Genomic DNA, 18,536 nt, shown 5'->3' with positions numbered 1-18,536 from the left:
CGTTTGTGGAGGTATTCGCCGGGATGCGAATGGGGGAGCGCGTGTCCGAAGAACCGCGCGGTGAACGTCTGATCGCGGGCCGCTACCGTCTCCTCTCCCCGTTGGGCGAGGGCGGTATGGGCACGGTGTGGCGGGCCCGCGACGAGGTGCTGCAGCGCGAGGTCGCCGTCAAGGAGGTGCGCGCCCCGGCCGGACTGGCGGCCGCCGACGTGGAACGGATGTACGCCCGTCTCGAGCGGGAGGCCTGGGCCGCGGCCCGGGTCGCCAACCGCAACGTGGTGACGGTGTACGACGTGGCCACACAGGACGGCCGCCCCTGGATCGTCATGGAGCTGGTCCGGGGCATCTCCCTGGCCGAGCTCCTGGACGCCGAGGGCCCGCTGTCCCCGCAGCGCGCGGCGCACATCGGCGCGGAGGTGCTGGCGGCGCTGCGCTCCGCGCACGAGGCCGGTGTGCTGCACCGGGACGTGAAACCGGCGAACGTGCTGATGGCGAACGACGGCCGGGTCGTGCTCACCGACTTCGGTATCGCGACGGTCGAGGGCAGCTCCGCGCTGACGATGACCGGTGAGGTCATCGGTTCGCCCGAGTTCCTGGCGCCGGAGCGGGCGCTCGGCCGCACGCCCGGCCCGGAGTCCGACCTGTGGTCGCTCGGCGTGCTGCTGTACGCCGCGGTCGAGGGCAACTCCCCGTTCCGCCAGGACACCCCGCTGAGCACCCTGCGCGCGATCGTCGACGAGGAACTGCCGCCGCCGCGAAGGGCGGGCCCGCTCGCGCCGGTGATCGAGGGGCTGTTGCGCAAGGACCCGGCCGAGCGGCTGCCCGCCGACCGGGCGGAGCAGGACCTGCGGGTGATCGGCGCTGGGGGTACCCCCTCCGGGGAAGGCGGTCCCGGTTCCGACACCGTGCAGGCGGCGCCGTACACACCGACGATCGCCACTCCTCCGCAGCCCTATCCCCAGCGGTTCCACCAGGAGCCGCCCACGCCGCCGTGGCCCGCCACGACCGGGGCGACGCAGCCCGCCCCCGCGGCGGCGACCACCACCACGACGGAGCCGGACCGCAACCGCCGCGCCGCCGTGTTCCTCCTGGCGGGCGTGGTCGCCGTCGCGCTGGCCGTGGCGGGTCTGACGTACGCGCTGCTGAACCAGGACGACGGCAAGGGCGCCAGTGGCAGCCCCACCGGCACCCGGAGCGGGCCCGTCACGGCGCCCACGAGCGGCGAGGCAACGGCGACGACACCGGAGCCGAGCGCCTCCCCCAGCCAGAGCAGCAGCGCCACGACCGCCGCTCCGGCGCAGACCGTCCACGTCACCGTCACGGGAGCGAACACGCAGTACACCGGGGCCTGCCCGCCGCCCGACGCGCAGGCGCCGTCGTTCACGGCGACGTTCACGGTCGGCCGGCTGCCCGCAAAGGTCGACTACCGCTGGGTGACCAAGGACGGCGAGGTCTCCAACCCGGGTTGGAAGACCCTCTCGTTCCCCTCCGGGGGCGGGAAGTCCAAGCAGGACACGGTGGTCGTGACGACGTACGCGGAGAGCGGGACGTACCAGAACGAGATCGGCGTCGAGGTGCGCGACCCGGTGCACAAGACGTCCAACGCGGTGCCGTTCTCGGTGACGTGCGTGACGGAGACCCCGTCGGACGGGGCCTCCGCTTCACCTTCGCCCTCCCCGTGACGGGTCAGGCGGTGTTGTTCAGGACCGGCAGGTAGCCGCCCGACTGCCCGGAGGCGGTCGGGTGGTAGGACTCGCCGATGTTGAGCCAGTTGACGCTGTGCAGCCAGGAACTGCCGGAGCAGATCTCGTGGGCGGTGAAGGTGGTGCGGACGTCGCCGAAGGCGAAGCCGTGGTCGGCGGCGCGCTTGGCGATGGCGGTGTCGAGGTAGTCGGCCGCGTCGTTGATGGCCTTGCGCTTGGTCTCGGAGAGGCCGAGGCAGGTGGTGCCGAGCTTGTAGAAGCGGGGGTAGCCGAGGACGACGACGTGGGCGCCCGGGGCCTTGGTGGTGATCGCCGCGTAGACCTTGTCGAGCTTTCCCGGGAGCGTGGAGTCGACGTACGCCTTGGCTGTGTTGATGCGGGAGATGCACGCGCTGTCGGACTGCAGGACGCAGGTGGTCATGACGTCCGCGAATCCGGCGTCGTTTCCTCCGACGGTGATCGAGACGAGGCCGGTGGAGGAGCCGAGTCCGCCGAGCTGACTCGCCAGAACATCATCCGTTCGGGCGCCCGAGCATGCTGCGAACGTGAACGACGACGGTGAGTGGGCGGCCTTCCAGAGGTAGGGGTAGGCCTTCGTGCTGCGCTTGCAGTCGCCGCTCGAGCTGATGTAACTGCCTGCGCCGACTCCGGAGGAGTAGGAGTCGCCGAGCGCCACATAGCCGCCTGTGGCGGCCGGTTGGGATGCCTGCGCCGTGGTCGCCCCGGTGAGAGCGGAGACGGCGGCGAGGAGGATCGAGCCCAGGAAAAGGGCAAGTCGGGAACGTCTCATGGAACCTCCCTTTAGCAGGATCTCTGCCACAACCGTCGTAGCAACTACGCGTGTTGACGGGAAGTGTCCATGCCAAGACTTTTCGGGATCCTTCACACCCGTTCCTGTGGGTTCCCCATGTGATTGATTACGTGCTCATGACAGATTTGTTGACGCTCCCTCAACTTCCTTCCGCTACGCCTGTAGATGACCCAGGCTTTACGGCAGCCGGGAGCGGAACGCGACGCTCCAGGCCGTGTGCGCGAAGACGCGCGCCCCCCCACGAACGCGCGTCCGGCCCCCGTACGCGCGTCGCCTATGAGGAGGACTCCCTCGTAATGGCACAACTGCGTAGCAAGAGACTTCGGTTCGCCGCGATAACCGGCCTGGCGACCGCCGCCCTCGTGGGCGGGCTCACCGCACTTCCCGCCCAGGCCGCCCCGGCCGAGGGCAAGGTGCTGGCGGCCGGCTCCCCCACCGCCGTCAAGGACAGCTACATCGTCACGCTGAAGACGGGGTCCGCCGGCTTCAAGGCGTCCTCGAGCGAGGGCAAGGGCCTGATCAAGGAGTACGGCGGCACGGTCGGGAAGACCTTCGACAAGGTCCTCAACGGCTACACCGCCACCCTCTCCGCCACCGAGGCCGAGCGGCTCGCCGCCGACCCGGCCGTGGCCTCCGTCGAGCAGAACCAGCGGGTCCAGCTGCTCGACACCACGCAGTCCAGCGCCCCCTGGGGCCTGGACCGCATCGACCAGACCTCCCTGCCGCTCTCCGGCACCTACACCTACCCGGACAGCGCGGGCAGCGGCGTGACCGTGTACGTCATCGACACGGGCGTCCGCATCACGCACACCCAGATCAGCGGCCGTGCCTCGTACGGCTACGACGCCGTCGACGGCGACACCACCGCCTCCGACGGCAACGGCCACGGCACGCATGTGGCCACCACGATCGCCGGCACGACCTACGGCGTCGCCAAGAAGGCCGACGTCGTGGCCGTCCGGGTCCTCGACAACAACGGCTCCGGCACCACCGCCGGCGTCATCGACGGCATCGAGTGGGTCACCGAGAACCACACCACCCCGGCAGTCGCCAACATGTCCCTCGGCGGCTCCGCCTCCACCTCGCTGGACACGGCCGTCGCCAACTCCATCGCCAGTGGGGTGACCTACGCGGTCGCGGCCGGCAACAGCAGCGCCAACGCCTCCTCGTACTCCCCGGCCCGTGTCTCCACGGCGATCACGGTCGGCGCCACCACCAGCTCGGACGCCAGGGCAAGCTATTCCAACTACGGCTCCGTCCTGGACATCTTCGCGCCCGGCTCGTCGATCGTCGCGGGCTACAACACCAGTGACACCGCCACCGCCACGCTCTCCGGCACCTCGATGGCCACCCCGCACGTCGCGGGCGCCGCGGCGATCTACCTCTCCGGCCACACCTCGGCGACTCCGGCCACGGTCGCCTCGGCCCTGGTGAACGGCGCCACCTCCGGCGTCCTCACCAGCGTGGGCACCGGCTCGCCGAACAAGCTCCTGAAGATCGTGTCGTAGCGCGTTCGAACCATCGTTCCCCGGAGGTGCCAACGCACCTCCGGGGAACACCTGTTCAAAGCCGGACAATAACCGGCGTGAACACCTTTCACATCTTGACGCCCCCGGCCGGGCTGCGACACATTGAAGCCCGGCATCCGGCGCTTCAGGGGGCAAAGTCGCCAATGCAGACCATACGTATCAAGACATCTTCACGATCTTCGGCGAACGGCGCCGAGCGTGCGCGAACAGGACCGGGGAGGGACCTGTCGCCACTGCTCGCGGGCGCCGCGGCGGCCGTAGGGGGGATCGGCGCGCTCCTCGCGCTCACCGACACGGACTCACCCCTGCGCGGCCCGTTCACCCTGTTCTTCCTGCTCGCGGCCCCGGCGACAGCCGTCGCCGCCGCGCTGCGCGGGCTGGATCCGTTCGGTCGCGTGCTCGCCTCGGTTGCGGGTGCGATCGTCCTCAACATGCTGGTGGCGCAGGGCATGTTGGCCGTGCACCGCTGGTCGGTGCCCGGGGGCGTCGCGGCCGTGACCGTGATCAGCGCCCTCATTCTGCTGCTGGTGCTGATGCGCCGGCTGCGCGGCCGTACAAACTCCGACAAAGTTGTGTAACGGTCAAACCAACAAAAACGTGAGGCCTAGTTTCAGGTCTTGCCATACGGGTTCAATCGTCAATACCGTCATACATCTCACCCGCATCGGTCCGTCAGCACACGGCTCCAGGGGAGGGCCTAGGGACCGTGACGTTCCGGCGCGGGGCGCGGTAGGGGGGTGCCGTGCTCGGTGACCGCACTTGTGACCGGGTCGTGCCGCGCGACCGGCTGCCGTTCTTCCCGGCAGCCCGGCCAGCTTTGCCAGCTCACCCGCGTGCACGCAGAGCCTTTGTCGTGCCGTGAGTGAGAAACCCCCCTTTCGAACCGGACACATAGCCGGGCCGCCCAGGGGCGGGCGGTCCGCCGGACGAGAGGGACAAGACTCATGAGCTCAGTTCTGCGCCCGGCGTCGTCGGGGCATCGTCCTCTGACGGCCGGGAAATACCGGCCTATCTCCACCCACCTGGCCATCGCGCCGCCGGTGAGCGTGGTGATCCCCGCCATGAACGAGGCGGAGAACCTCCCGTACGTCTTCAAGACACTTCCGGACTGGATCCACGAAGTCGTTCTCGTGGACGGCAATTCCACCGACAACACCGTCGAGGTCGCCCGTGACCTGTGGCCCGGCGTCAAGGTCGTGAAGCAGCGCGGCAAGGGCAAGGGAGACGCCCTGATCACCGGCTTCGAGGCCTGCACCGGCGACATCATCGTGATGGTCGACGCGGACGGCTCCGCCGACGGCAACGAGATCGTGTCGTACGTCTCCGCCCTCGTCTCGGGCGCGGACTTCGCCAAGGGCTCCCGCTTCGCCAACGGCGGCGGCACCGACGACATGACCCTCATCCGCAAGCTGGGCAACTGGGCGCTGTGCACGGTGGTCAACCGCAAGTTCGGGGCCCGCTACACCGACCTCTGCTACGGATACAACGCGTTCTGGCGGCACTGCCTCGACAAGATCGACCTCGACTGCACCGGCTTCGAGGTGGAGACCCTGATGAACATCCGGGTGGTCAAGGCCGGACTCAAGGTGCAGGAGATCCCCAGCCACGAGTACCTGCGCATCCACGGCGCCAGCAATCTGCGGGCCGTGCGGGACGGGTTCCGGGTGCTCAAGGTGATCCTCAAGGAGCGCTCGAACCGGCGTGCGCTGCGCGCGCGGGCCCAGCACTCGCCGTTGCTCGACACGGTCCGGGGAGAGGTGTCTTGAGCGGTCCCGACATCTCCGTCGTGATCTGCGTCTACACCGAGGACCGCTGGGAGGACATCCTCGCGGCGGTCTCCTCCGTGCGGACGCAATCGCATCCCGCGCTCGAGACGCTCCTCGTCGTCGACCACAACCCGGCGCTCCTGGACCGGCTGACCAAGGAGTACAAGGAGGCCGACGAGGTCCGCGTGCTCGCCAACGCGGGGCCCCGCGGGCTGTCCGCAGGCCGCAACACCGGCATCGCGGCCTCGCGCGGCGAGGTCGTCGCCTTCCTCGACGACGACGCGGTGGCCGAGCGGTACTGGCTGCGGCACTTCGCCTCCGCGTACGCCGACCCGCGCGTGATGGCCGTCGGCGGCCGGACGGTGCCGATCTGGGCGTCGGGGCGGCGGCCGCAGTGGTTCCCCGAGGAGTTCGACTGGGTGGTGGGCTGTACGTACAAGGGTCTGCCGTCCGGCCGGGTCCGCGTCCGCAACGTCCTCGGCGGGAACGCCTCGTTCCGCCGTACGGCGTTCGACGCGGCGGGCGGTTTCGCCACCGGCATCGGGCGCGACGGGGACAAGCGTCCGCTGGGCTGCGAGGAGACGGAGCTGTGCATCCGTCTCGCCCGCGCCAGACCCGACGCGGTCCTGCTGATCGACGACCGTGCGGTGATCCACCACCGGGTGCCCGAGGCGCGCGAGCACTTCGGGTACTTCCGCACGCGCACCTACGCCGAGGGCCTGTCGAAAGCGCTCGTCGCCCGGAGTGTGGGCGCGGGCAAGGGGCTCGAGTCGGAACGCCGGTACACCACCCGGGTCCTGCCCGCCGGGGTGGCGCGCGGGCTGCGCGACGCGCTGCTCGCCCGGCCGGGCGGCGCGGGACGGGCGGGCGCGATCGTCGCCGGAGTGCTCACGGCGGCCGGGGGGTACGTCGTGGGGAGTGTCCGGGCGCGCAGGGGCGGAGGTGCGTTCTCGGTGGTGACGATCGAGGGGGGAACCAGTGAGTGAGACGCCCGTGCCGATCCTCATGTACCACGCGATAGCGACCGATCCGAACGACGCCACCCGCGTCCTGTCGGTCGGCCCGGAGGCCTTCGCCGAACAGATGGCCCTGATCGGCGACCTGGGCCTCACGCCCGTCACCACGGCGGCCCTCGCCGCCCGCTGGCGCTCCGGCGGGCCGCTGCCCGAGCGGCCGGTCCTGATCACCTTCGACGACGGCTACGAGGGCGTGCACCGCCACGCCCTGCCCGTCCTGGCCAAGCACGGCTTCGCGGCGACCCTGTTCGTGTCGACCGGCTGGATCCGGGGCGCGTACGACACCGGAGGCGGCCTGGACACCATGCTGGACTGGGACCAGGTGCGCGAGCTGGCCGGCGCCGACGTCGAGATCGGCGGGCACAGCCACACCCACCCGCAGCTCGACCAGCTCGACGACGACAGCCTCCGGCGCGAGCTGACCCGCTGCCGGGACATCGTGGCCGACGAACTGGGTGCCCTGCCCGTCTCGTTCGCCTACCCCTACGGCTACTCCAGCCGCCGGGTGCGGCAGGCGGTGCGCGAGAACGGCTTCGCCCAGGCGCTCGCCGTCGGCAACTCTCTCGCCCGCCGCCGCCAGGGGCCGTACGCCCTGCGCCGCGTGACGGTGCGCCGCAGCACCGGCATCGAGGCGTTCGAGCGGCTGGTCGAAGGCCGCGCGATCGCCCGCACCTTCGCCCGGGACCGTGTCCTCACCAAGGGGTACGCCATGGTCCGCAGAGCCCGCCAGATCCGCCGGAAGGCCGGCCTCACCAGTGTCTGACACGACGACCACGACCCAGGCAGCGTCGCCCGCGGCCGAAGCGCCCCAGCAGCCGGCGCGCCGGCTGCGCCTGCCCGGCCTCGGCAGGTCTCCCGGCGGGGGCGGTCAGTTGTTCCGCAACGCCTACGCCCTGATGCTGAACACCGGCATCTCCGCGGTGCTCGGCCTGGGGTTCTGGCTCGCCGCGGCCCGCTACTACTCCGAGTCGGCGGTCGGCCAGGGCTCCGCCGCGATCGCCGCGATGAAGCTCCTCGCGGGCCTGACCGCGGTGACGCTGACCGGCGCCCTGGCCCGCTTCATACCCGTCGCGGGGCGGCGCACCGGACGGCTGATCTTCCGCACCTACGCGGGCAGTTCGCTCGTCGTGGCGGCGGCCGCGGGCGTCTTCCTGCTGACGCTGGACGTCTGGGGACCGTCGTACCGCTTCCTGCACGGGCCGCTCAACGGGCTCGGCTTCATCGTCGCGATCGTGGCCTGGAACGTGCTGACCCTCCAGGACGGTGTGCTCACCGGCCTGCGCAGCGCGCTGTGGGTGCCCGTCGGCAACACCGTGTTCTCGGCGGTGAAGCTGGGGCTGCTGGTCGCCTTCGCGGTGGCCATCCCCACCACCGGCGTCTTCGTGTCCTGGGTGGCGGCCATCGCCTTCTCCGTGGTGCCGCTGGGCTGGCTGGTGTTCCGGCGTCTGGTGCCCCGGCACGTCGAGGCGACCGAGGACCACGCGGATCCGCCGACGCTCAAGGAGATCGGCAGGTTCCTCGCCGGCGACTACACCGGCTCGCTGTTCTCGCTCGCCGTCGTCTACCTCATCCCGGTGATCATCGCCTCGCAGGTCAGCTCCGAGGACAACGCGTACTTCTACATCACCACGACGATCGGCGGCACGGTCAACCTCCTGGCCATCAACATGGGCGCCTCCCTCACCGTGGAGGGCTCCCACGATCCGGGACGGCTGGCCGCCAACACCCGGGCCGCGCTCAGGCGCATGGCGCTGATCATGCTGCCGGTCTCCTGTGTGCTGTTCGTCGGGGCGCCGTGGATCCTCGGCGTCTTCGGCGCGGGATACGCGGACGCGGCCACCCCGCTGCTGCGCTGGTTCGCGGTCGGCGCGGTGCTGCGGGTCGTCATGGAGACGTACTTCGCGGTCCTGCGCGCCCAGAGCCGCACCGCCGGACTCGCCTGGCTGCAGGGCCTGTTGTGCGTCCTGGTGCTCGGTCTGACCCTGCTGCTGCTCCCCCGCATGGGCCTGACCGGCGCCGGCGTCGCCGAGATCTCGTCCCTCACGGTGATCGTCGCAATCGCCGCACCCAAGCTGTACCGGACCGCCAGGGCCACGGCGTCCGCCGTCCCCGAGGACGCGGCACCCGACGGGGACCTCGCCGACCTGGGGGCGCGCGAGGTTTCGGCCACGAACGGGACGCACCGGCCCGCCTGGGCCCTCGACAACGACACCCTGGCCCTCGGCGTCCACGTCGACTTCGACCACCTGGAACGCCGCCCCGACGTCCGGCCCGGCCCGGGCACACCGCCCACGGGCACCCCGGTGGTCCCCGAGGACCACCGGCCGGCCTGGGCGCGCAGGCCCGAACTGGGACTGCCCGTCGAAGCGCGCGAACCCGGATCGGAGGCCTCGCTGGGCCCGGCCGAGGTGGACGCGCCGTTCGGGGCGGACGCCGAAGCGGAGGAAGCGGTCGTACGGAAGGCTGAGGCGTCGCTCGTACGGAAGGCGGAGGCGTCGCTCGTACGGGAACCGGACGTACCACCGGTGTCCGTGCCGCCGCCCGTGTCGCTGCGCGAGCGCCTGCTGCCCACCCGCGTCGGGGTGGTCCTCGGCTGTCTGCTGACCGCCGCGCTCCTGCTGTACTGGGTGCCCGCGCTGCGCCTCGGCGAGACCGACCTCGACGAGATGGGCGGCCTCGGCCTCATCTCGGTGCTGCCCCTGCCGACCCTCGTCGGGGCCGCGCTGCTGGTGGTGGTGTTCGCCTCGCTGCTGTGGCTGGGGCGCGAGCACAAGACGCTGCTGCTGGTCACCCTGCTCGCGACCGTGGTGTCCCTGCACGCGCTGCCCGCGGTGATCGAGACCGAGCCGCGGTTCGCGACGGCCTGGCAGCACCTCGGGTTCCTCGACTACATCGACCGCACCGGGTCGGCCGTGCCCGACCTGGACGCACGCTGGAGCTGGCCGGGCTTCTTCGCGGTCGCCGCCTTCGTGCTGAAGGCCTGCGGGGTCGACGACTTCACCGAGGTCATCCGCTGGTGGCCGACGGCCGTCCAGTTGCTGTACCTCGCGCCGATGTTCCTCCTGGTGCGCTCGATGCGGGCGAGCTGGCGGGCCAGGTGGACCGGCATCTGGGTCTTCGTGCTCAGTGGCTGGGTCGGCCAGGACTACTTCTCCCCGCAGGGCTTCACGTACCTGCTGTACCTGGTCTTCGTGGCGATCCTGCTCGTCTGGTTCCGCGCACCGCGCGTGATCTGGACGAAGAAGCGGCCCGGCGAGGCGGAGGTCGAGCCGACGAACCGGCGTCAGCGGGCCGTCCTGCTGGCCGTGCTGATCGGCCTGTTCGCGGCGAGCGTCCCGGCCCACCAGCTCACCCCGTTCGTGATGCTCGGCGTGGTGGCGGTCCTGGTCGCCATCGGCAAGTCCGAACTGCGCGGGCTGCCCCTGCTGTTCGCCGTGCTGGTCTCGGCGTGGGTCGGCTTCATGGCCGAGCCGTACTGGTCCGGGCACTTCGACGAACTGTTCGGCGGGGTGGGCGGCGTCGGCAGCAACGTGTCGTCCTCCGTGTCCGGCCGGATCGAGGGCGGCAGTTCGACGCACAAGCTCGTGCTGTACGCGCGGGTGCTGCTGGCCGGCGGTGTGATGGCGTTCGCCTGCTGGGGCTGGTGGCGGCGGCGCGACCACAAGTACCGCGAGCGGTCGCTGCTCGTCCTGACCTTCGTGCCGTTCCTGGGGTTCGGCATGCAGTCGTACGGCGGCGAGATGGCGCTGCGCGTCTTCATGTTCGCCCTTCCGGGCGCGGCCCTGCTCGCCGCCCTGGCGCTCTTCCCGCGCACCGGCGTCACCGCGGAGGAACGCGACAAGGACCGCGTCAGCCTGGCCCCGCTTGCCGCGCTCATGGCCGGCCTGGTCCTCATGGGCGGCTTCCTGGTGGCCCGCTGGGGCAACGAGCCGTTCGAGCGGATCCGGCCCGGCGAGGTCGCGGCCATGAACTACGTCTACGCCCACGACGATCCGACCGTGCGGCTGCTGTGGCTGAGCAACGACACGCTGAACAACGTGACGCCGGCGATGCCGTGGGGCGCGCAGGACATGGAGAAGGTGAACTACGTCCCCACCCTCGCCCCGAGCGACCCGGTGCTGGTGTCGGGGCTGGTCAAGGCGCTCAAGGACGCGGGCCCGAACTCCTATCTGATGATCAACGTCAGCCAGGTCACCTACCTCCAGATGGACGTGGGCTACTCGGCGACCTGGGAACCGCGGCTGATCCAGAACCTGGACAGGCGGCCGGAGCTGAAGAAGGTCCTCGTCAACGACGACGTGACCATGTACGCGCTGAAGAAGCAGCCGGAAGGCAAGGTCCCGAAGCCCGATCCCGGGCCGATCGGGCCGCAGGTGACATGGACGCCCTGGTCGGTCGTCGGCGCCCTCGCCGCGCTGGCACTGATCGTGCTGCTGACGGCGCGTGAGGCGGTCCGGGTCGCGGTGCGGCCGGGCGTACGGCAGCTGCGGTGGCTGCAGAGCAGCTTCTGGTTCTCGCTGCCGCTGCTGGCGGTGCTGTTCGCCGCGCTGATCCAGCGGTTCCTGACCCTGAAGTGACGAAGTCCCGTATGTGGCTCACCGGGATCACCCGGTGAGCCACTTCACTTCGTACGCCTGCATCTCGAAGCGCTTGCCGTCGATCAGCGCGCTGATCGGCCGGTCCAGGATGTTGACCACGAGGACGGCCTTGTCGGAGGCGAGGACCCGCACGTTGGGCACGTCGTCGGCGGCGACGGACACGGTCCGGTACTTCGTGCCCGCCGGGAACTCCGAGCTGAACCGCGAGATCAGGTCGTACATGGGCAGCTTCGCACCGCCGTCGCCACTGTCCGTCGGCGTCCACAGGCAGCCGGGGCAGCCGGGGCCGTTCTCCTTCTCCGGGTTCCAGTAGAAGCCGGAGGAGGCGCCGCCCTTGGCCATGGCGATCATTCCGGCGGCCTGGACGGCGACGCGGCGGGCCTCGGACCAGCCCTTGCGCTCGTCCTTGCCGTCGGCGGGCTCGACGTAGTACTCGGCCCACCACAGCGGCAGGTTGCCCGTCTGCCGCCGCACCCACCGGCCCACCGCGGTGAACTTGTCGGTGGCGGCGAACTCGTTCGGCAGCAGTTCGTCGTCGTTGGTGTAGCTGGAGCCGTCCACGACGACGAAGTCGGCGCCCGCCTTGTTCTTGTTCCAGTAGGAGAAGGCGTCGAGGACGCGCTGGTCCATGGCGCCCCAACTGCCCTTGAAGGTCTTCGAGGCCTCTGCCGCGCGCGGGTCGACGCTGTCCATCACCAGGTACGGCCCGCCGACCATGATGTCGTTGCTCACCTTCTTCAGCGCCCGGTAGACGAGGTTGTACATCCGCGTGTACCCCTCGTAGTCCCAGCGGGCCTCGGCGTCGTTCCAGAAGCCCTTGAACTCGTTCCAGACGATGAAGTGGCGGACGTCCGGGTAGCGCCTGGCGACGGTTGCGGCGAGCGCGGCGAAGTCCTTGTAGTGCTCGGATTCGGGCGCGGTCTCCAGGGCGGCCTGGCTCCAGTCGGTGTTGTCCACGCCCGCCTTGCCGCCCTTCATCCAGTCGGGGGAACAGCACAGGGTGATGACCGGTGTGCCGCCGGACGCGCGGACGAAGTCGACGCGGCGGTCCAGCGCCTCGAAGTCGTAGCGCCCCTTGACCGGCTCGGGGTTGTCGGCGCCCCAGCCCATGATGGCCTGGACCTGCGGCAAGGGAGTCTTGGCCAGCAGCCCTTCCACACGTTTCGTGGCCGCGCCGCTGCCCTCGTCGGCGCTGAACTGGGTGTGGGTGAAGCCCCAGCCCACCTCGGGTCCGGCCCGTTCGGCCTGCTGGGTGGCGGGCGTGCCGTGCACCTTGTCGCCGTCGGGGGTGGTGCCGCTCGTACTTCCGTTCCCCGGCAGCGTGTTGAGCAGGGTCACGATCAGGGCCAGAACGGCCACGCCCACGCCGAGCAGCGCGGTGAGCCGCCACCGCCGTGCCCCCGAATTCCACCCATGACGTCCCATCAAGGGCAACAGTAGTGGGGGAGACGGCGGCGCGGGCAGATGCCGTAGATGCACAGCCTTGTAACAGGACGAAAAGGATACGACCGACACACGGTTGCCCGGTTCGCCTTCGGCGCGTACCGCGGAAACCGGATGCACACGGCGCCCCCGTGCCGGATCATGGCGCCATGTCCGCGCATCCACACGACGCCCTGCCGATCCGGCTCACCGTCGACGACTCCGACTCCCCGTCCGACGTCGTCGACGCGCTGTTCCTCGGCCGCTTCGCGACGGGCGAGCAGCCGTTCTCGCACGCGGCGAACATCGACCGCGTGCGCTCCGGCGCGACGCTGCTGCCGCAGGGCGCCCGTGTACTGCGCGTCGCCCGCGACGAGGACCGCAGCGCGACGCTGGCGGAGGGCGACGGCTGGACCCTGCTGATCTCCCGCTGGAACCGGGGCGCGGACGTCACGGTGACGGCGACCAGCGCCGAACTGGCGCAGAAGATCCTCGACCAGGCCACGGACGGCGCGGCGGACGAGCCCGAGCCTCTGCCGGAGAACGTGACGATGGGCTTCTGGTACGTGTCCCCGAGGCGGGGCCCGCACCGTACGACGCGCCAGATCTCGGCGGGCACGTGGGACGAGGTGCGGGCGAACTACACGGCACCGGTGGCGGAGGCGATGGACCGCCTGATGGGCACGACCCCCGAGCACATCGCGGGCCGGCTGCTGCTGCTGCACGGCCCGCCCGGCACCGGCAAGACGTCGGCGCTGCGGACGCTGGCCCGGTCCTGGCGGGACTGGTGCCAGGTGGACTGCGTCCTGGACCCGGAGCGGCTCTTCAGTGACGTCGGCTATCTGATGGACATCGCGATCGGCGAGGAGGACGCGGCGGGCAAGGGCCGCTGGCGGCTGCTGCTGCTCGAGGACTGCGACGAACTGATCCGCGGCGAGGCCAAGCACACAGCCGGCCAGGCCCTGTCCCGCCTGCTGAACCTCACCGACGGCCTGCTCGGCCAGGGCCGCAACGTCCTGGTCGGCGTCACCACCAACGAGGACCTGGAGCGGCTCCACCCGGCGGTCGTCCGCCCCGGCCGCTGTCTGGCCCGCATCGAGGTGGGCCCGCTGACCCGCACGGAGGCGGTGGACTGGCTGGGCACCGAGGAGGGCGTGGGCCGCGACGGCGCGACGCTGGCGGAGCTGTACGCGCTGCGCCGGGGCACGTCCCCCACGTCGCTTCCGGAGCCACGGGGCAGATCGGACGCCGGGCTGTACCTGTAGCCACCTTCGAGCCGGTGCTTTCATGGGTGTATGGCCCTGTTCGTCGGTACGTCGGGGTGGCAGTACAAGGACTGGCGCGACGTCCTGTACCCGTCCGGTGTGCCCATGCGGCTGTGGCTGGAGGAGTACGCGGAACACTTCGCCACGGTCGAGATCAACAACGCCTTCTACCGGCTGCCGACGCGCGAGAACTTCGAGGCCTGGCGGAGCCGGCTGCCGCCGGGCTTCGTGGTCGCGGTGAAGGCGAGCCGCTATCTGACCCACATCAAGCGGCTGCGGGACCCCGAGGAGCCGGTGCACCGGCTGATGTCCCACGCGGAGGGCCTGGGTGCCCGCCTCGGGCCGGTACTGCTGCAGCTCCCGCCGACCCTGCGCGTCGACGCCGACCTGCTGGACACCTGCCTGGCCTGTTTCCCGTCCGGCACCCGGATCGCGGTGGAACCCCGGCACGAGTCGTGGTGGACACCCGAGGTCCGCAAAATCCTGGAGGCGCGTGGCGCGGCCCTGTGCTGGGCCGACGTGCGCGCCCGCCCGGTGACCCCGCTGTGGCGGACCACCGACTGGGGCTACGTCCGCTTCCACCAGGGCCGGGCCCAGGCGTGGCCGCGCTACGGCCGGCAGTCGCTGGAGACGTGGGTCGAGCGGATCTCGCAGACGTGGTCCGCCGGCCAGGACGTGTACGCGTACTTCAACAACGACCCGAACGGGGCGGCGGTGCGGGACGCGATGACCTTCGCTCGGGCGGCAAGGACGACTGGCATGGAGGTCACCCGCACACCGGAGCACCTGGCGCAGGCCTGAGCGCTCCGCTGAAGTGCCGCGCTGTGCCGTCGATCGTCTACGGCGCCCTCGTGGCCGGTCGTGACGCGGCGGAGCCGCATATCGATAGGGCCCCGCGCCCCTTCAGGGCGCCGCCGAACCGCAGCGGACTTCGCCCGACGCGCTTGGGGCCTGGGCCTTTCGGGCGGATCATGCCGCCGACGCGGGGTTCGGCACGCACATCCGCGGCGTTGTCGTCGGTTGCCGACTCCCCCCGTTCACGGCTTCGCTCGAGCGGGGGGACCCTCCTGGCGACTACCCCCCATAGGCCGCCCGCAGGGCGTCCCGCACGGCGGCGAGCGCCGCGTCCTCGGGGAGTCCCAGCCGTCGGACACGCTCGGCGTACGTCTGAGCGGCTGCCGCCGCTTCCCGCTCCGCAGCGGAGCCCGCCGCGGCCACGAACGTCCCGTTGCGCCCCCGCGTCTCGATCACCCCGTCGGTCTCCAGCGCCCGGTACGCCTTGGCGACCGTGTTCGCCGCCAGTCCCAGCGACTCCGCCAGTCCCCGCACCGTCGGCAGCCGGTACCCCACCGGCAGCGCCCCCGATCGCGCCTGCTCGGAGATCTGTGCCCGCACCTGCTCGTACGGCGGAGCGCTCTCATCGATGTGGATCTTCAAGGTCACGCAGAGATTGTCCCGTACCCGCCGGAAAATGGGAGGCATCCGGGGGCGTCCCCCGCGTAGCGTGCCCGCACATGACCGTGATCGTGCGCGATCTCCGTCCCGACGTCCGGGCCGACGTCGAGGGCTTCGCCCATGTCCGCCACCTCGCCCTCCCTTATGTCCTGTGGACCCCCGAGGGCGTCCTCCACCGCCTCGTCCACACGCATCCGGACGCCCGGTACCGGTCCCTCGTCGCGGAGGAGGACGGCGAGGTGATCGGCACGGCCCAGCTCGGCCTCGCCCACGACAGCCCGGAGCCGGGGCAGGGCTACCTCAACATCTACGTGCGCCCGGACCGCACACGCCGCGGCGCGGGCCGACTCCTGGTCCGCGCGGCCGAGGAGCACCTGGCCGTGGAGGGGGCGACCAGGCTGTTCTCCTGGGTCCTGGACGAGCCGGCGAACCGCGCCTTCGCCGAGCGGCACGGCTACCGGGCCAGCCGCATCGCACACTTCCTGCGCCTGGACCTGGCCGACGGCACGCTCCCCGCGCTCCAGCCCCCGCCGCCGGGCGTCGAACTGCGCACCGCCGCCGACTTCGCGGCCGATCCACGCCCGCTGTTCGAGCTGGACACCGAGACGACGTCCGACGAACCCAGCGACGTCGAAACCGAGTTCACCGACTACGACGCCTGGGTCGAGGAGAACTGGAAGCACCCGCTGCTCGACCGCGAGCTGACGGTGGTCGCGGTCGTGGACGGCCGTCCGGCCGCCTTCAGCGTCGCCCACACGGACGGCGTCGGCCTCCCCCACTCTCGACTGCGCTCGAGCGGGGGGACCCCCATCTCCACCGCCATGACGGGCACGGCCCGGGCCCACCGCGGCCGGGGCCTGGCCAAACTCACCAAGATCCACTCCCTGCACCGGGCCCGTGCCGCCGGGTTCACGGAGGCGTTCACGGGCAACGACAGCGGCAACGGCCCGATGCTCGCGATCAACAAGTGGCTCGGGTACGAGATCTGCGCGACGGAGGTGCGCCATGTCCGCGAACTCGGCTGACGGGACACGCCTCGTGGATGTCGTCCTGGTCAAGGGCGGCCGGACGAAGATCCGTTACGAGGCGGAGCTGCTGGGTGACGACGGCTCACGCATCGCCGTACGGGCCCCGTGGGCGGGCGAGGGTGCCCGCGACTTCGGCTTCGTACGCTTCCAGTCCGGTGACGTCTTCACGGAGTACTACTGGCGGGACCGGTGGTACTCCGTGAAGGAGGTCCGCGACGCCGCGGGTGCGCTCAAGGGCTGGTATTGCGACATCACCCGCCCGGCCGCCTTCTCCGGCACCGAACTCGTCGTCGAGGACCTCGACCTGGACCTTTGGCGCTCGGCCGACGGCACGGACGTACGGCGGCTGGACGAGGACGAGTTCGCGGAGAGCGGTCTGGCGGACAGGGACCCGGAGGCGGCGGCCTCGGCGGTGAGGGCGCTCGACGAACTGGAGGCGCTGGCGCGCGGGGGCGACTTCGGCGCACTGCTGGCGTGAGCGACCTCACACCGTCGCCACCACCGCGTATCGCTCGTCGTCGACGGCCTTCCCCCACAGCAGCGCGTCGCCCGACAGGTGCTCCACGCGCACGTCCCCGGTGATCGGCCTCAGCAGGGCGGTCAGCCGGTCCGCCGAAACACCGACCGGACCGGCCGTCCCCCACACGCCCTCGACCAGCACGAACCGGCCTCCGGGCCGGAGCCGGTCGCGCCAGTGCCGCAGGACGCGGGCGGGGTCGGTGAAGGTCCACAGCACATGCCGTACGAGGACGACGTCGAACAACTGCTCCCTCACCTGAGGCGCGCCCGCGTCACCCACCAGGAACACCGCGTCACGCCCGGCGAGCTTGGTGCGGGCCAGGTCCACCATGGCCGGGGAACGGTCGACGCCGGTGACGCGGTGGCCCTGCTCGGCGGCGAGGAGCGAGAGGCTGCCGGTGCCGCAGCCGAGGTCGAGGACGTCGCCGGGTCGCTCGGGAAGCCAGGTGCGCAGCCGCTCGGCCCAGGCCGCGCGCACCGCGGGATCGCGCAGCCCGTGGTCCGGCTCGTCGTCGAAGGCTGCCGCCGCCGCGTCCCAGTCGACACTCACCGAAGTCTTGCCGTCACCCGTGTTCGTCATGCGCCCAAGAGTGACACCCGCCACTGACAGTCCCATCGTGACAGCCGCCACTGACAGACCGGCAATCGATGAGGAACTCTCCTCGAAAGGGTCTATCTCCGTGAGAACGCGGAACCCGATAGCCCCTGAAGGAGGCAGCCATGCGCCGCATGACAGTGCAGAAGCCCCTGAAGAAGAAGGACTCCCGCCGAGTCCGGGACGAGGCCGACGAAAGCCCCGCCGGACGCCCGGAGGTCCGAAAGGACATCGCACGAACCTGGTGGCCGGACGGATGACCAGCGAGGTTCGTCAGGCCAGCCGCTTGCGGTAGTGGATGCGGTCGTAGGGCCCCTCGGCCCGACGCTCCACGAGCTCGTAGCCGTACTTCGGGTAGATCCTCTGGTTCTCCCACATCATGGCGTTCGTATAGAGCCTGACCTCGGCCAGACCCAGCGCACGCGCGCGTGCGTCCACGAACTCGAGCAGCCGCCGCCCGACACCCCTGCCATGGGCGTCGGGACGGACGGCGATGCTGTCGAGGAACAGATGGTCCGCAAACGCCTCGACCACCACGAGTCCGATCACGGGTTCCCCGATCACGAACACCCGCCCCGCGGCCACGTTCGCCGCGTGATCCGCTTCCATTGGCTGCGGCACGACCCCGATGCGCTCGATGTAGTGGTGGTAGGCGGCATCGGTGACGGCCTTCACGGCGGGTACGTCGGCGGCCACCGCCGCCCGGATCTCGTCGTCCGGCATGCCGCTCACGCTACCTACCTCATCCCTGCCTGAGCACTCCCTTAACGCCACCATAAGGATCTCCATCACCGGCCTCCAGCAGGCGATTTCGCGGTTTCTTGGGGCT

The 18,536-nt window shown here is 70.8% G+C and carries 17 protein-coding genes; 12 read left to right on the top strand and 5 right to left on the bottom strand.

Annotation, left to right across the window (positions count from 1 at the left end):
* Positions 1 to 41 precede the first annotated feature (41 nt).
* Complete coding sequence (locus tag ABZO29_RS35310) at positions 42 to 1,682, top strand: serine/threonine-protein kinase (RefSeq protein WP_367324255.1); 1,641 nt, start codon at positions 42 to 44, stop codon at positions 1,680 to 1,682.
* Positions 1,683 to 1,686: 4 nt separating this feature from the next.
* Here ABZO29_RS35310 and ABZO29_RS35305 read toward each other — a convergent pair whose 3' ends face one another.
* Positions 1,687 to 2,493, bottom strand: coding sequence for an SGNH/GDSL hydrolase family protein (locus ABZO29_RS35305; protein WP_367324254.1), 807 nt, complete (start codon positions 2,491 to 2,493; stop codon positions 1,687 to 1,689).
* Between the two features lie 317 nt (positions 2,494 to 2,810).
* Here ABZO29_RS35305 and ABZO29_RS35300 point away from each other — a divergent pair, with 317 nt between their 5' ends.
* The 6 genes from ABZO29_RS35300 to ABZO29_RS35275 all read left to right on the top strand — a co-directional run bounded on the left by ABZO29_RS35300 (position 2,811) and on the right by ABZO29_RS35275 (position 11,402).
* Complete coding sequence (locus ABZO29_RS35300; protein WP_367324253.1) at positions 2,811 to 4,022, top strand: S8 family peptidase; 1,212 nt, start codon at positions 2,811 to 2,813, stop codon at positions 4,020 to 4,022.
* 77 nt (positions 4,023 to 4,099) lie between these two features.
* On the top strand, positions 4,100 to 4,621 hold the full coding sequence (locus tag ABZO29_RS35295; protein ID WP_367324252.1) for a hypothetical protein: 522 nt from the start codon (positions 4,100 to 4,102) through the stop codon (positions 4,619 to 4,621).
* 366 nt (positions 4,622 to 4,987) lie between these two features.
* Positions 4,988 to 5,809: a glycosyltransferase family 2 protein gene (locus ABZO29_RS35290; protein ID WP_367324251.1), complete on the top strand. Its 822-nt coding sequence runs from the start codon at positions 4,988 to 4,990 to the stop codon at positions 5,807 to 5,809.
* Complete coding sequence (locus ABZO29_RS35285) at positions 5,806 to 6,795, top strand: glycosyltransferase family 2 protein (RefSeq protein WP_367324250.1); 990 nt, start codon at positions 5,806 to 5,808, stop codon at positions 6,793 to 6,795. Before ABZO29_RS35290 ends, ABZO29_RS35285 begins: the two co-directional genes overlap by 4 nt.
* On the top strand, positions 6,788 to 7,588 hold the full coding sequence (locus ABZO29_RS35280; protein WP_367324249.1) for a polysaccharide deacetylase family protein: 801 nt from the start codon (positions 6,788 to 6,790) through the stop codon (positions 7,586 to 7,588). Before ABZO29_RS35285 ends, ABZO29_RS35280 begins: the two co-directional genes overlap by 8 nt.
* Positions 7,581 to 11,402 (top strand): lipopolysaccharide biosynthesis protein, encoded by a 3,822-nt coding sequence (locus ABZO29_RS35275; RefSeq protein WP_367324248.1) that lies wholly within the window; start codon positions 7,581 to 7,583, stop codon positions 11,400 to 11,402. Before ABZO29_RS35280 ends, ABZO29_RS35275 begins: the two co-directional genes overlap by 8 nt.
* 27 nt (positions 11,403 to 11,429) lie before the next feature.
* Here the strand turns inward: ABZO29_RS35275 and ABZO29_RS35270 are convergent, their stop codons facing one another.
* On the bottom strand, positions 11,430 to 12,848 hold the full coding sequence (locus ABZO29_RS35270) for a xylan 1,4-beta-xylosidase (protein ID WP_367324247.1): 1,419 nt from the start codon (positions 12,846 to 12,848) through the stop codon (positions 11,430 to 11,432).
* A gap of 167 nt (positions 12,849 to 13,015) precedes the next feature.
* On the opposite strand from ABZO29_RS35270, the gene ABZO29_RS35265 reads away from it, so the two are divergent.
* Together ABZO29_RS35265 and ABZO29_RS35260 are read left to right on the top strand one after the other, a co-directional pair.
* Positions 13,016 to 14,110, top strand: coding sequence for a DUF5925 domain-containing protein (locus tag ABZO29_RS35265; protein WP_367324246.1), 1,095 nt, complete (start codon positions 13,016 to 13,018; stop codon positions 14,108 to 14,110).
* A gap of 30 nt (positions 14,111 to 14,140) precedes the next feature.
* Complete coding sequence (locus ABZO29_RS35260) at positions 14,141 to 14,911, top strand: DUF72 domain-containing protein (protein WP_367324245.1); 771 nt, start codon at positions 14,141 to 14,143, stop codon at positions 14,909 to 14,911.
* A gap of 273 nt (positions 14,912 to 15,184) precedes the next feature.
* Here ABZO29_RS35260 and ABZO29_RS35255 read toward each other — a convergent pair whose 3' ends face one another.
* On the bottom strand, positions 15,185 to 15,553 hold the full coding sequence (locus ABZO29_RS35255; RefSeq protein ID WP_367324244.1) for a GntR family transcriptional regulator: 369 nt from the start codon (positions 15,551 to 15,553) through the stop codon (positions 15,185 to 15,187).
* 71 nt (positions 15,554 to 15,624) lie between these two features.
* Between ABZO29_RS35255 and ABZO29_RS35250 the strand changes: the two genes are divergently transcribed.
* Both ABZO29_RS35250 and ABZO29_RS35245 read left to right on the top strand, forming a co-directional pair.
* Entirely contained in the window at positions 15,625 to 16,590 is a 966-nt protein-coding gene (locus ABZO29_RS35250) for an N-acetyltransferase family protein (protein ID WP_367324243.1), read from the top strand.
* Entirely contained in the window at positions 16,571 to 17,071 is a 501-nt protein-coding gene (locus tag ABZO29_RS35245; protein WP_367324242.1) for a DUF402 domain-containing protein, read from the top strand. The genes ABZO29_RS35250 and ABZO29_RS35245 overlap by 20 nt, the downstream gene beginning before the upstream one ends.
* Positions 17,072 to 17,077: 6 nt before the next feature.
* Here the strand turns inward: ABZO29_RS35245 and ABZO29_RS35240 are convergent, their stop codons facing one another.
* Positions 17,078 to 17,692: a class I SAM-dependent methyltransferase gene (locus tag ABZO29_RS35240; protein WP_367324241.1), complete on the bottom strand. Its 615-nt coding sequence runs from the start codon at positions 17,690 to 17,692 to the stop codon at positions 17,078 to 17,080.
* A gap of 140 nt (positions 17,693 to 17,832) precedes the next feature.
* Between ABZO29_RS35240 and ABZO29_RS35235 the strand changes: the two genes are divergently transcribed.
* The gene (locus ABZO29_RS35235) at positions 17,833 to 17,967 is read left to right on the top strand and encodes a hypothetical protein (protein ID WP_367324240.1); all 135 of its coding nucleotides are present in this window, start codon (positions 17,833 to 17,835) and stop codon (positions 17,965 to 17,967) included.
* Positions 17,968 to 17,980: 13 nt separating this feature from the next.
* On the opposite strand, the gene ABZO29_RS35230 is transcribed toward ABZO29_RS35235, so the two are convergent.
* Complete coding sequence (locus ABZO29_RS35230) at positions 17,981 to 18,430, bottom strand: GNAT family N-acetyltransferase (protein WP_367324239.1); 450 nt, start codon at positions 18,428 to 18,430, stop codon at positions 17,981 to 17,983.
* Positions 18,431 to 18,536: the final 106 nt, after the last annotated feature.

This window comes from Streptomyces sp. HUAS ZL42 (assembly GCF_040782645.1).
Taxonomy (GTDB): Bacteria; Actinomycetota; Actinomycetes; order Streptomycetales; family Streptomycetaceae; genus Streptomyces.
This window is presented reverse-complemented; position numbering and strand designations above follow the sequence as displayed.